Source organism: Streptomyces sp. NPDC004752 (assembly GCF_053601275.1).
This window is the reverse complement of sequence record NZ_JBSGBN010000121.1, coordinates 1-12,570: the sequence shown is the minus strand read 5'-3', so window position 1 is coordinate 12,570 and position 12,570 is coordinate 1. Positions and strand designations below refer to the sequence as shown.

Sequence of the window (12,570 nt, the reverse complement as noted above, 5' to 3'; positions counted from 1 at the left end):
TCTACATGACCGTCAGCCTTTCTCGCCGCACCGCGCTGATAGCCGGCGTGGGCCTGCTCGCCACCGCCTGCGGTTCGCGTGCTTCGACCACCGGCGCTCCCGGCCGGTCGCCGGACCCGGCCCACCCGATCGACGTCGAAGTGGCCTACATGAACTCCCCCGCCTACAGCACGGCGGTACCCAAAACACTCGGCCGGGACTTCACCCGCCGCACCGGGATCACCGTCAAGCTCAACAACGTCGGCGAGGCCACCTACGAGGCAGTCGACCAGCGGATCCAGGCAGGGCTCGCCGCTGGAAACCCGCCGGACATCGCGGTGATCGGGCTGAACTCGGTGCGCACCTACGCAGACACCCACCTTGCGATGCCACTCGACCCGTACATGACTCCCGCCCGATCGTTCACCGCAGGCGACTTCTACCCGGCGTTTCTCGAACTGGGCAAACGGGACGGCAAGACCTGGGCGCTGCCCTACGGCGTGTCGGTACTGTTGCTGTACTACAACGCCGACATCTTCCGCAAGGCCGGGCTCGACCCCGACCGCCCGCCGGCCACCCTGTCGGAACTGCGCACCGCAGCCCAGCAGATCGTCTCCTCCCGGGCCGCCCGCTACGGGGTCAGTCTCGGCAGCGACAACTCCGGGCTGTGGGCCTACCAGCCCCTGATCATGTCCAACGGCGGCACACTGATGAACGCCGACGAGACCCGGCTGACACTCACCGACCCCAAGGTGAGCTCGGTCATCCAGTACTGGGCGGACATCACGAAGTCCGGTCTCGGCAAGCCACTGGACCGCAAGACGGAACAGGACGCGTTCCTCCGCGGCGACCTCGCCATGTACTTCCAGTCCAACTCGGCGATCGTGGGACTGACGTCGGCGAAGCCCGGCTTCAAGATCCGCTCCGCGCCCTTCCCGCTCCCGGACGGCGGCACCCGCAAGGCACCGGCCGCGGGTGGCGGGCTCGTGGTGCTCAGCAAGGATCCCGACAAGCAGGCTGCGGCCTGGGCGGTGATCAGCGAACTCACCAGCCCGCGCGGCGCCACCACCCTGACCAGGGCCAGCGGCTACCTCACCCCCAACCGGATCGCAGTGGAAGGCGAGTCGTACCTGGCGCCGTTCTACCGCCAGAACGACACCATGACGGTCGCGCTGACCGAAGTCCCGGCTGTGGTGCCCTGGTACCAGTTCCCCGGCCGGCACGCCTCGGAGATCATGACGCTGGTCAGCGACGACTTCCTCGCCGCACGCCGCGGGAGCATGACCGTCGCCAAAGCACTCACCGACGCCACCAACCGGGCGGAGTCACTGCTCCCATGACCACGACCCACCCGATGACCGCTCCCCGGCCCGACACCGACCCGGTGGAACACGCCGCCGACGTGCACTGCGTGAGCGTCGCCAAAACCTTCGCGGGCGGCACGGCCGCCTTGCGCGAGGTCGACCTGCACTGCGCACCGGGCGCGATCACCGTCCTGCTGGGACCGTCCGGCTGCGGCAAGACGACCCTGCTGCGCTGCATCGCGGGCCTGGAAACCCCGACATCCGGCAGCATCCAGCTCGGCGACCGCGACGTCACCCACGCCGACCCGCGCCAGCGCGGGGTCGCGATGGTCTTCCAGAACTACGGGCTCTACCCCAACAAGACCGCCCACGACAACATCGAATACCCGCTCCGCATGGCACGTGTGCCCCAACAGGAGCGCCGGGACCGGGTGACCCGCATCGCCGAGCTGCTGCGGATCGACCACCTGCTGGACCGTAAACCGGCCCAGCTGTCCGGCGGGCAACGGCAACGGGTCGGAATCGGCCGGGCGTTGGTCCGCGAGCCCGCCGTACTGCTCATGGACGAGCCGCTGTCCAGTCTGGACGCCGAGCTGCGGGTGACCATGCGCAGCGAGATCCGTACCCTGCAACGCAAACTGGGTACGACGATGGTCTACGTCACGCATGATCAGGCTGAAGCGCTCGGGCTCGCCGACCAGCTCGTGGTGCTGCGTGATGGGCGGATCGAGCAGTGCGGGGACCCGGAGGACGTCTACGGGGCGCCGGCGACCACGTTCGTGGCTGGGTTCCTCGGGGCGATGAACCTCCTCGACGCACAGCCGCTGGCGCTGCCGCCCGGCACAGTCGGCATCCGGCCCGAGGACCTCCTGCCTGGCGAAGCACCGGGCGCGCTCACCCTTCGCGGTTCGGTCGTCGACGCCGATCTGATCGGCACGGAAAGGATCGTGCATTTCCGATGCGGCCGGCAGACTGTGCGGATGCGCGTACGCGCGGCCGACCCCGTACCTGCGGAGATCATCGCGCACGCACCCACAGACCGGATCCACCGGTTCGACCCCGAAGGCAACCGGATCAATGTGCAGTCATGACCGCGCTCGCCCCTGGCGCGAGCTGCGCTCCGGGGCCGACCGGCGACGACTTACTCAGCCGGGCTGAGGGAAACCCACCCAGAGACGGTCCAAGGGCCCTGGACGCCCCCTCCGCCAGTTCACCGCCCACGCTTGCACCAGCGCGGTCACCCACCTGCTCGTCCGGCTCGGTTGCCTCTCTGTACGGAGGGGTACAACTTCAAAGACCCAGAATGGTCGTATCCGTGGGAGGAGTTGGCCAGACGATGAGTAGGTAGTCCTCGACAGGTTCCATGCTCACCTTGTCGCGCAGGTTCTCGCGGCCTCGGGCGTGAACACGAAGCCTGCACCAGGCAGGCCCTGCTGGGCTGAGGGAGTGCATCGATCCGGAGTCGGGTCCGAGTTCTAGCGACTCGACTTTGAGGTCACCGGCCGGGGCTTGCACGCTGACCTCGATGACCTCCTCCCAGTTACCGGTATCTACGTCGGGACGTCTGTCCACCACCCGTGTTTCAACATTGACGTAACCGGTGTTGATACCGGTCAGAATAAAGGCCCCCCCGGCCATTGGGGCGACCAAGCCGTTGGAGAAATAAGCGGTTCGGACGTGGCATGGGCGACCGACGAGATTGATCGACCAGACCAGGTGCATTGGCGCCCGCGCCTCGCGCGCGGAGTCGCTCACCGCCCCGGCGAATGTCCAGGCGATCTCCCATAGCATCTGCGCCAGCATCAGTGGCACGAAACCGGCGGACAGCCCTGTTGTGACCATGGCAGCGGCCATCAGGACGTGCGAGGTGACGATCGCCGGTTTGTGGCCGAGGGTGTCGGCCACAACGCCCGCAGGGACCTCGAAGACGACACTCGCCACACCCTGCGCGGCGGCAATGAGCAGGAGTTGCGCGGGCGACAGGCCGACGTCCACGGCCATGTAGAGACTGGTGACCAGCCACCAGCCGTTGTGCAGTACGGCTCCGTAGGAGGTTCCAGCTGAGAAAACGCCGCGCAAGCCGGTCGGGATCAGGTGGCCCGGAGTGAAGCAGCAGCGCCTGATGGGTCATCGCCACCACCTTTCCCGGCCCGGCGCATCGTGGCAGCGCGCCGCGGCGGTGGAGGCGTCAGATCGGACCGATCGGTATGAGCGTGAACGGATCATGGCTCCTCGTGTGCGGGTCGGCGGTGACTGGGCACACGAATTCGCGCATGAGTCATTCCATTTCACTCGGTGGATCACTTCGCAGCCGGACGCTGGGATCCTGCTGCGGACAGACCGATACCGTCAACACCTATTTCCGGTGGCGCGCACAGTCAGGTGCGAATGGATGGCAACTTGATTGGCCCGCCGCCGGTCGTCCATGTCCGTGCTTCGCTGGTCGGGCTGACGGACTCGCGGTGGCCGCGGGGGAGGATCCGTGCGGCTGCCGCAGTTTCGGGGCAGTGGTGAGGACCGCCGCCGGATTGATCAGTCCCGTTGCCCTTCACGGGAGGTCGGCTGACCTCTTCTGCGAGACGTTCGTCTGGTGATTCACCTGGTCATGAGCGTGATCGCAGCCAGGGCGTGCCTCGCGGTGATCGGGGGTGACACGGTCCCCGCGTCGCCGGGCGGGCCGGTGACGGGCTGTCCGCAGCGCTCGCACGGTGCCGGTGTTGCCGGGCCGGCCGACTGCACCGGGTGACCTCCAAGCCGCAGTGATTCGGTGGAACGGGCAGCTATCCGGTCGCCCCTGTCTTCGACTTCAGAAACGGAAGCCAATAATGCCGAAGCCGGTTCCTGCCTCCGCACTCCGCATCCAGTCGAGGCATTGCATGACGGCCTCCACGACTTCGGGCTCCAGCGGCGGGGCCTGTCCAGACTCGTCGACCACCCGCTTGCCGGCCTCGAACTGCTGTAGCGCCTGGGCGATGTGACCGGGCGTCCACTCACCGCAGCCCGGTGTGAAGGCATACGGCAGTGGCGCGGGCAGATCGCCGTAACTGAAGTCTTCCACGGACACGGCAGTGATGCCCAGCGCCTTCAGACCCTGGTCGACGACAGACAGCCAGTCACCCCTGTGCGGTGTGAAGCAGTCGTTGGGCAGGAACACGCCGGTGAGCGAGCACAGCCGCTCGTAGGCGTAGCCGTACTGGAAGGCGTGGTCCCGGTTCTCGCTGAAGGGCCCGCCGTGGATGACCGCGCGCAGCGCCTCGTCTGCCGTGGGAGCGCCTTGCTCGATGGCGTGGCTGTGATAGTCGTCGTCGCGGGCCAGGTCGTCCCCGAACTCGGTGCGTATCACCTCCAGCAACTGTTCATCGCGGGATCCGACCAGGGCACGCGTACGGGCCACATCGAGCAGGAAGACACTCAAAGAAGAACTCATGAGGCGAGCCTAGGGGAAGCCGCTGACACTACTGTGCGCGGCGCTGACCGGCGCTGCGCCGGGGGTTGCGGCGGTACGTTCGGCTGCTGCCGGACCGGTGCCGGAGCAGAGGGCTCGGCCGGTGTCGGTGGACGCGGTACCTGGACCGGAGGCGGTGACGGGTACGTGTACGGAGCAGTTCGTGTGGGCGCGGGTGGGGACCGCATGGCTTCGAGTCCCGGCGCGATCTCCTGCGGGCTCTCCGGCGCACGGGCAGGAAGCTCGTGTATCCGGCGAGCATGCGCTGCACGTTGCTCATCGGACGGGGAGCTGGCTGCTGCTCCTCGTCGTCGTGCGCCTCGATCTGCAGGGCGGCGGGGAGGACCAGGGCGCCGGGCGTCGCGGCGGCGACGGTCAGCGCGTGCAGCCGCGGGGCGGTGGGCCGGTCGGGGTTGCGACGCAGTTGCTCGGCTGTCTGCCGGGTGTAGGGGCCGGCTCCGTCGGTGCCGGGGAATCCGGGTGAGCCGACAACGCCGTAGGTGTCGGCGTTCACCGTCGGGAGCGTGCTCAGTTCCTGCAGTTCGGCCCATGCTCCCTTGTCGGCGACCAGGTCGAGCAGCAGGGTTGTCCATCCGGCCGGGCGACCGCAGCTCGGTGTCGGCCCATTCCCGGGGCAGCTCGGTGTTGCAGGTGTTCGAGGCGTTGATGCCGGTCGAGGGGAGGCGGAAGCGGCGGCCCCTGCGGTCGGCGGTCAGCCGTCCGGAGAGGTGGACCAGCAGCGGGCCGGGCGTCGCGGCGGCGGTCCGTAGCCGCAGCGGCAGCGTGTTCTGGTCGCGGACCTCGTCGAGGTGGACAAGGTCGGCGGGCAGTGTGCTGTTCAGCAGCACGGGCACGGGCACCTCGGACAGCGCGGCGAGGTTCGCGCTCGGGTGAACCTGGACGGTGCGACCGTCCGTCTCGGACCGGACGACGACCTGACCGAAGTCACCGCCACCCAGATCCGGGACCTGCTCGCGCGGCTGCGCGAGGCCGGCCAGTGGCGCGAGGGCGATCCCGAGGTGCTGTTCGTGCTGGATTCCGGCTACGACATCGTGCGGCTGACCTGGCTTTTGCGCGGCGAGCCGGTCCGGCTGCTCGGGCGGATCCGCGCCGACCGCGTCATGTACCACCCTCCAGGCCGTCGCAAGGGACCCACCAAAGGCCGCGGGCCGCGTCACGGCGAGGCGTTCCGGTTGGCCGACCCTGCCACCCACCCCGCCCCCATCCAGGAATCGGCCACAGTCCACGACCGGTTCGGCCGCGTGATGGCCCGCAGCTGGGGGCATCTGCATCCCCGGCTGGAACGCCGCCAGGGCGGCTGGGCCGACCACCCCGGCGCCCTGCCCATCGACGATCAACTGCGACACAGCACGCCCCGGCACAGCACCACTGCCGGACGTAGGTACCTCCTACCCGGCCAAAGCCCTGGACGCCCGCGCAACCTCCTCGGCCTCGCCGACACACTGAGACACCACGGTCTGTCCGCCCGCGCAGCACGGAACACCGCCATGATGGACGCCCTGGTAGACCTGCCGCCCATGGTCATCGCCGACCTGCTCGGCATTCACCCCAAGACAGCCGAACGCTGGGCCACCCTCGCCGGCGGAAACTGGTCCGACTATTTGGCAGCGCGACGGGACACCCGCAGGGCTAGCAATGTGCCCGGCGGTTGCCGCGTCTCGGCCAATCTGAGGCACAGGACGCCTTGACGCCTCCGCGTTCCGGCCCGCCTTGACTCAGCCCGGCGCGTCCATCAGCGCGGTGACATAGGCATCAAGCCGCGCCTCCACAGCTCGCGTCGTCAGCTCTGTCCTCCCTACCCCTCGCCATGTCTGCGCCACCAGCTGCACTTCTTCTGAGGATGCCAGCCCGTCCCGGACCAGCCAGTACAGCCGCTCGTTCGCGTCCGCAGCCAGCACCCCGCCGGCCTCCTCATACGCCTCGGGGAACCGTAGACCCCACTCCGGGCCGTGCAGCAGCGCGAGATTGACCGAGCAGTGCGCCACATCGAGATCCGCTGGGCCCCAGGAGGTCGCCGCCCAGTCGACGACTCCCATGATCCGGGCATCTGCTGGCCTTGAAGGCAGCACGTCGAACAGTACGTTGCCCGGCTGGAAGTCCCGGTGCAGGAACCGCCCTTCATAAGGAGGCGGGGGTCTACGGATGACGTCGATAGCGGCGGCCCAAGCCGCCGTGTCGGCGCCCTTGGGAACGACGACGGTGTCGGCGGTCGTCAATGCGACATAGTTCCGGGGCCGTTCGGCGGGGCGCACCGCGTGGATCGCCACAAGTTGACGGGCGAGCAGGGGGACGCGCGCCTCCAATCCCTCGTCGTCGAGGACCGTCCGGCCCGCCAGATGTGTCATGAGGAGCGAGGGATACTCGCAGTACGTGGCGGTCTGATCAACCGCGACCAATCCGGGAGCCGGCACGCCGGTTTCCGTGAGCAGGGTCAGGGCGCTGGCCTCCCTGTTCAGCGAGTCCTCGGCATGCCCTAGGTAAAACGGGTCGACGAAGCTCCGCAGCACCAGGTCATGGGTGCCACCGTCCGGCGTACCGATGGTCAGCCTCCGCACGTCCGCCGTGATGCCGCCCCGCAGCGCCTCGGTTCCGACGATCCGCTCACCGGCCTCCAGGTGCCGGCGCACCCAGGCCAGTGTCAACGGACTGACACCCGCCGCCTCATTGTGATTGGTCACCGTGCCACCTCATCATCCGGCCAGCTACCCGCACGAATCCTTTTATTGGAAGCGATAGCCGTGCGACTCAGTCCGGCAAGACCAGGTTCGGGCGACTCTGCGGCGCCCCGGCGCACCCTGGGGGGCAGGCGGCTCCCCTCCCTCATCGCCGGCGAGACGAGCCACCCGTTGCGACGAGATCCTTACACCTTGTAACCGCTGACGTGGCCAGGCAGGGTGCGGAGCTGCTCGCCCTGCGGCGAATACTGCAAGTCTCGAATACCGACACTCCACCAGTGTTCCCACACCACCGCCGAGGGGCTGATCGCAGGAGTCACCGGGGCACTGGCCTCACCGGCCGCGTTGCTGCTGGGCCGGTACGACGCGGTCGGGCACCTGCGGCTGACCGCCCGCAGCACACCGCTCGCCACCGCCTCACGGCGCGAGCTCGCCGAGCGACTGCATCCGGCCGACCCGGATCACCCCTGGCACGGGCGCCACTTCTCGGCCGGGTGGGGCACACGCGGTGACCTGGACTACCACCCCGTACGGCCCGACCTGGTGGCGGAATTCCTCGCCGACACCGCCGTCGATGACGGTCTCTACCGCCACCCGGTGCGCTTCCTGCGGCTGCGCGACGACCTCACCGCACAGCAGGTACCGCCCTTCGGGACCTGACCATGCTCTGCATGATCCTCATCCGCGGCTGGCTGCCTGCGTTCGACGGTCGCGGGTTCGCCGCGTACTGAAGTCCTCTCCCCGCGGCGGCACTTCGCTTGGGCGGTCAGGGGCGGGGCGCAGCCGGATGCGGGCGTCGAGACCGGTGCCGGGGGCAGGGCGGAGGGTGATGGTGCCGCCGGAGGCGTCGACGAGGTGGCGGACGATGGGCAGGCCGAGGCCGGTGCCGTCGTGGTGGGAGTCGGAGGAGTGCCAGAACCGGTCGAAAGCGCGCTCGCGGTCGGCGTCGCTCATGCCGGGGCCCTGGTCGATGACATGGAGTTCAGCACCTGGGGCGCGGTGAAGGGTGATGGTGGTGCTGGGTGGCGAGACGCGCAGGGCGTTGGCGAGGAGGTTGTCGATGATCTGCTCCAGGGCGCCGGGGATCGCCCACACGCGGCCGGCGGGCGGGCCGGTGATGTCGAGGGCGACGTACTGTTCGGCCGCCAGTGGCTCCCACATCGCCACCCGCTCCGCGACGACCGTGTCCAGGTCGACGGGTTCGGGGGTGGTCGCGGCGTTCTCCAGGCGGGCCAGCGCGAGCAGCCCCTGCACCATGCGGCCCAGGCGTTCGACCTCGCCGACGGCTTCCTCCAGGCTGCCGTGCGCCCGCGGGTCGAGGTAGGGCTCGAAGTTCTCCAGCCGTAGCCGCAGCGCGGTCAGCGGGGTTTTCAGCTGGTGGGAGGCTTCCGATGCGAACGCCTGCTGGGCTGTGAGCAGATGCTGCAGCCGGGTCGCGGTGTGCGTGAACGACGCCGCCAGCCGCCGCAGTTCGGGCGGTCCGGTGGTGGCGTCGGGCGGATGGGCCAGGTGCCCGTCGGCGAGCTGGGTGGTCGCCGCTTCCAGGGTGCGCAGGGGGCGGGTGATCCAGCGGGCCAGGCTGAAGGCGACCAGGGCAACCGCGGCGAGGATGCAGGCTCCGGCGAGGGCCAGCGCGGCCCAGATACGGTGCACCCGGGTGCTGACCTGGTCCAGGGGATAGGTCAGGCGCAGGGCGCCGCGGATCGTGGTGCCGGAGGAGCCGGGCATGGTCGTGGACAGCACGTCCCGGCCGTCGCCGTCGGTCGTGGTGGTGACGGTGGGCTGGTTGTTCAGGGCGCGGGCGATGTCTGGCTGGGCGGCGAGGCTGACGCCGGTGCGGCCATCGGGATCGGAGTCGGCCAGGACGATGCCCTGTTTGTCGGTGACGACGACGTGGCCGCCGGTGCGGGTGGCGTAGTCGCCGACCACGTCCGGCAGCGCGTCGAGCTGGTCCTTTTCGATGTTCTCCTCGGTGACCTCGGCGAGCATGGACGCGTCGCGTTCCACGCTCTGGGAGGCGCGGGAGGTCTCGCCGCGAGCGTAGATGTAGCCGAGCGGGATCTCCAGACCGGCCAGCACGAGCACGGCCAGGGCGAGGTAGCTGAGCAGCAGGCGCCTGGTCATCCGGCCGCCTCGGGGACGTCCGGCACACCGGGGACGGTGAGGCGGAAACCGACGCCGCGGGCGGTGGTGACCCAGCCCGGATCGCCCAGCTTGCGGCGCAGGGCGGCCACGTGCGCGTCGAGCGTCTTGGTGGGGCCGAAGAAGTGCGGGTCCCAGACCGTGTCCATGATCTGCTGCCGGGAGTACACCGTGCCGGGATCGTCGGCGAGGAAGGCGAGCAGGTCGAACTCCCTGGGCGTCAGCGCGACGTGCCGGCCGTTCAGTTGGACTTCGCGGGTGCGGCGGTTGAGGGCCAGCGGCCCCAACACCTGGGCGCCGGAGGCGGGCTGGTGCGGTTCAGGTGTTTCCGCGGGCCCGGTCGGTGCGTAGGCGGGGGCGCCGGCGCGGCGGGTGACGGCGCGGATGCGGGCGATCAGTTCCCGCACGCCGAAGGGCTTGGCGAGGTAGTCGTCGGCGCCCAGCTCCAGGCCGACGATCCGGTCGGCCTCCTCACTTCGCGCCGTGATCATGATGATGGGGACGGCGGAGCGGGCCCTGAGGCTGCGGCACACATCCAGGCCATCCATGTCGGGCAGACCGAGATCCAGCAGGACCAGGTCCGGCGCGGCCGTGGTGTCGGAAAGGCCGGCGGCGCCGGTGCGGACGTGGTCCACGGTGAACCCGTAGCGCCCCAGGCCCTCGGTGAGAGGGCCGGCAATTCGGTCGTCGTCTTCGATGAGCAGCAGCCGCATGGCGCCAGGCTCGCACAGCTGTGCCAGGGGAGTTGGAGGGTTCACGGGAAGCCGCCAGGGATCAGAGAAGACGTTCGGGACAATGCCGGACAGGGATGTGCCGTCCGGCCGACGTGAGCGGGAGGACGGCGTCGGCCGGACGGCGGTGGCGGGACGTCGGGCAACGCCGACCGGGGAGTCAGCCGTCGGCGTTGTCGCCGTCCTCGCGCCCCTGGTCCTCCCGCTGATGGTCCTCCGCTCGGTCCCGGTCCCCGCCGGTGCCCGGCGGCAAGCTGGCCGACGTGGGTGTAGCGGCCGGGCTCGCGGCGTCGCCAGGAGGCTCGACGGTGTCCGGTGCTGCCGACGACGGTTGCGTGGTCGGCGACTTCGGCACGGAGACCTGAGCGGTGCCGCCCGGGCCGGACGGGGAGGTGACCGTGTCGCTGACCGTGGACAGAGCGAGCCCGAAACCGCCGAGAACCGCAAGCGCGGCGGCGGCCGTCAGAATCGACCGGGGCCGGACAGCCGCGTTTCGCCAGCCGTTCGCGCTTCGCACGGCCCTTCCCTCGGAGCTGCGTTGGCTGGCCGGCACCGGCGGCTCGGCACCCGGTTCACCGGCGCCCGTCGGGCTGGGGTCGGCGGACCAGGAGTGCGCGGTTGATGAGGGGTAGTCGAAGGCGTCCTCCGCGAAGCGGTCGCCGTAGCCGCCCGTTGCCGGGGCGCCGGGCACCGGATCCAGGGTCGTCGTCTCCTCGGCGTCCGTGGGCGCGCAGAAGGGCTGCTCGGGCTCGGGCGGCATCGGGTGCCTCCCTTCCTCGGGTCAGGCCCCGGCCGTCAGCTGGCGTCCTCGGTCTCCTCGGTGCCTTCTTTCTTGGTGTCGGTGACCTTGTAGGACTTGTCGAGGTAGACCTCGATCGAGGTGCCGTCGGCCTGCTTGACCTCCCCTCGCGCTGTACGCGATGGGCAACCCTGATCAGCACTTGGGACACGAGAGCGGACAACGGACAGCACTGATCCCTGTCCATAATTTAGGTTCGAACCGCCAGTCCGGCCCCGTGGGAAGCACGGACACCGACTGTGCCAAGGCCACGGACACCGGGAACTCCACACCCCTCAGCTACGGCCCACGACCGCCCGCCGCCCGTCCAGACGCACACGACAGATGAGTACAGACACTCAGGCGCGCCGTTGCCCCATCAGCAACGATGAAGATCATCCCGAGTGAACTGGAGAACCCTCATGCTCAGCCGCCTCGCCGATCACCTGATCCCTGCCGTCGGACGGCTGACGCTCACCGCCGACATAGACGCCGACCTCCCCCCGGTCGGGATCATCGCCGCGAACCACACCTCGTTCGCAGACCCGGTGATCGTCTTGGCTGTACTACGCCGCCTGGGCGCCCGGCCCGTCATCATGGCGACCGCCGGCCTCTGGCGCGTGCCCCTGCTCGGCCGCGCCCTCGCCCGCGAAGGCCACATCCCCGTCCACCGAGGCGACCCCCGCGCGGCCCAGGCGGTCGACCTCGCTCAGGAGGCGCTGGAGCAGGGGCGGCACATCCTCATCTATGCCGAGGGCGGTCTCCCCAACCGCAAGGACGCGGCCGAAGCCGCGCCGGGCGCTTTCCGCCGCGGACTCGCCCGGCTCGCGCACCGCACCGGCGTGCCCGTGATTCCGGTCGGCCAGGCCGGTGCACGCCGCGTCACCTCTGGTTCGGCCGTCAAGCAACTCGCGGGCCTGGCGACCGCTCCGCTGCGGCGCCCGCGCCTCCACGTCCACGTCGGACTGCCGCTGTGGCTCGACGGCGACGGACCGACGGCCACCGCGCAGGCCCACCTGGCCGTTACCGCCGCCTGGAAGACCGCTGCCACTCATCTGGGCGAGCCTGCGACCCTTGCCGCTTGAGTCCCGCAGCAGTTCGCCGGAACGCGGCGCCGCTCAGCTCGGAACGGCGTCGCCAGCGTGCCGCTGGAGCGCGTAGTTCCGGCGTTCGGACAGGTGAGTTACGACGTAGCGGTGCTGGCCGAAGGCTCCATCCGCCGCTTCGACGGCCGGCAGCAGCCCGTCCTCGGCGTGTACGAGGACACCGACCTCGTCGTACCAGCGGGCGCCGCCATCCACGAAGCGGACGGAGACGAGCCGGGCCGGACGGCACTGCCACCCCGTCCCGCTCAGGGCCCGGAGATGCTCCGCCGCCTCAGTGATGAGGATTCTTGGAAAGGGTCTGTACGGTCTTCGGCTCTGGCCCGTAGTCGGTGGTGACGTTGAGTAGCCGTCCTTGATCATGGTCTTGTGGTGGATGTCAACTCCCTTGT

The 12,570-nt window shown here is 69.6% G+C and carries 14 protein-coding genes; 5 read left to right on the top strand and 9 right to left on the bottom strand.

All coding sequences use genetic code 11. The annotated features are described in order from the left end of the window. Positions 1-5 precede the first annotated feature (5 nt). A complete protein-coding gene (locus ACWEKM_RS35855) occupies positions 6-1,319 on the top strand; it encodes an ABC transporter substrate-binding protein (protein WP_451625457.1) in 1,314 nt (437 codons plus the stop codon). Then, positions 1,316-2,374: an ABC transporter ATP-binding protein gene (locus tag ACWEKM_RS35850; protein ID WP_451625456.1), complete on the top strand. Its 1,059-nt coding sequence runs from the start codon at positions 1,316-1,318 to the stop codon at positions 2,372-2,374. Before ACWEKM_RS35855 ends, ACWEKM_RS35850 begins: the two co-directional genes overlap by 4 nt. A gap of 199 nt (positions 2,375-2,573) precedes the next feature. On the opposite strand, the gene ACWEKM_RS35845 is transcribed toward ACWEKM_RS35850, so the two are convergent. From ACWEKM_RS35845 to ACWEKM_RS35835, 3 genes are all read right to left on the bottom strand, one after another. Further along, entirely contained in the window at positions 2,574-3,284 is a 711-nt protein-coding gene (locus tag ACWEKM_RS35845; protein ID WP_451625455.1) for a hypothetical protein, read from the bottom strand. Positions 3,285-4,089: 805 nt separating this feature from the next. Next, positions 4,090-4,710 carry a DUF7691 family protein gene (locus ACWEKM_RS35840; RefSeq protein ID WP_451625454.1) on the bottom strand — a complete coding sequence of 207 codons (621 nt, stop codon included), beginning with the start codon at positions 4,708-4,710 and terminating at the stop codon, positions 4,090-4,092. 28 nt (positions 4,711-4,738) lie between these two features. Further along, positions 4,739-5,242: a hypothetical protein gene (locus ACWEKM_RS35835; protein WP_451625453.1), complete on the bottom strand. Its 504-nt coding sequence runs from the start codon at positions 5,240-5,242 to the stop codon at positions 4,739-4,741. A 376-nt stretch (positions 5,243-5,618) separates the two neighbouring features. Between ACWEKM_RS35835 and ACWEKM_RS35830 the strand changes: the two genes are divergently transcribed. Continuing rightward, positions 5,619-6,437: a transposase gene (locus ACWEKM_RS35830; RefSeq protein WP_451625452.1), complete on the top strand. Its 819-nt coding sequence runs from the start codon at positions 5,619-5,621 to the stop codon at positions 6,435-6,437. Positions 6,438-6,464: 27 nt separating this feature from the next. Here ACWEKM_RS35830 and ACWEKM_RS35825 read toward each other — a convergent pair whose 3' ends face one another. Next, positions 6,465-7,427, bottom strand: a complete 963-nt coding sequence (locus ACWEKM_RS35825; RefSeq protein WP_451625451.1) for a phosphotransferase family protein — start codon at positions 7,425-7,427, stop codon at positions 6,465-6,467. Positions 7,428-7,769: 342 nt separating this feature from the next. Here ACWEKM_RS35825 and ACWEKM_RS35820 point away from each other — a divergent pair, with 342 nt between their 5' ends. After that, positions 7,770-8,084 carry a hypothetical protein gene (locus tag ACWEKM_RS35820; protein ID WP_451625450.1) on the top strand — a complete coding sequence of 105 codons (315 nt, stop codon included), beginning with the start codon at positions 7,770-7,772 and terminating at the stop codon, positions 8,082-8,084. An 18-nt stretch (positions 8,085-8,102) separates the two neighbouring features. Here ACWEKM_RS35820 and ACWEKM_RS35815 read toward each other — a convergent pair whose 3' ends face one another. From ACWEKM_RS35815 to ACWEKM_RS35800, 4 genes are all read right to left on the bottom strand, one after another. Continuing rightward, a complete protein-coding gene (locus ACWEKM_RS35815) occupies positions 8,103-9,548 on the bottom strand; it encodes a sensor histidine kinase (protein WP_451625449.1) in 1,446 nt (481 codons plus the stop codon). Further along, on the bottom strand, positions 9,545-10,279 hold the full coding sequence (locus tag ACWEKM_RS35810; RefSeq protein ID WP_451625448.1) for a response regulator transcription factor: 735 nt from the start codon (positions 10,277-10,279) through the stop codon (positions 9,545-9,547). The genes ACWEKM_RS35815 and ACWEKM_RS35810 overlap by 4 nt, the downstream gene beginning before the upstream one ends. Positions 10,280-10,457: 178 nt before the next feature. Then, positions 10,458-11,057, bottom strand: coding sequence for a hypothetical protein (locus ACWEKM_RS35805; protein WP_451625447.1), 600 nt, complete (start codon positions 11,055-11,057; stop codon positions 10,458-10,460). Between the two features lie 35 nt (positions 11,058-11,092). Next, on the bottom strand, positions 11,093-11,269 hold the full coding sequence (locus ACWEKM_RS35800; protein WP_451625446.1) for a hypothetical protein: 177 nt from the start codon (positions 11,267-11,269) through the stop codon (positions 11,093-11,095). A gap of 228 nt (positions 11,270-11,497) precedes the next feature. Here ACWEKM_RS35800 and ACWEKM_RS35795 point away from each other — a divergent pair, with 228 nt between their 5' ends. Beyond that, entirely contained in the window at positions 11,498-12,160 is a 663-nt protein-coding gene (locus ACWEKM_RS35795; RefSeq protein WP_451625475.1) for a lysophospholipid acyltransferase family protein, read from the top strand. A gap of 33 nt (positions 12,161-12,193) precedes the next feature. Here ACWEKM_RS35795 and ACWEKM_RS35790 read toward each other — a convergent pair. Beyond that, a partial coding sequence (locus ACWEKM_RS35790) for a hypothetical protein (protein ID WP_451625445.1) occupies positions 12,194-12,570 on the bottom strand: 377 nt, incomplete at its 5' end.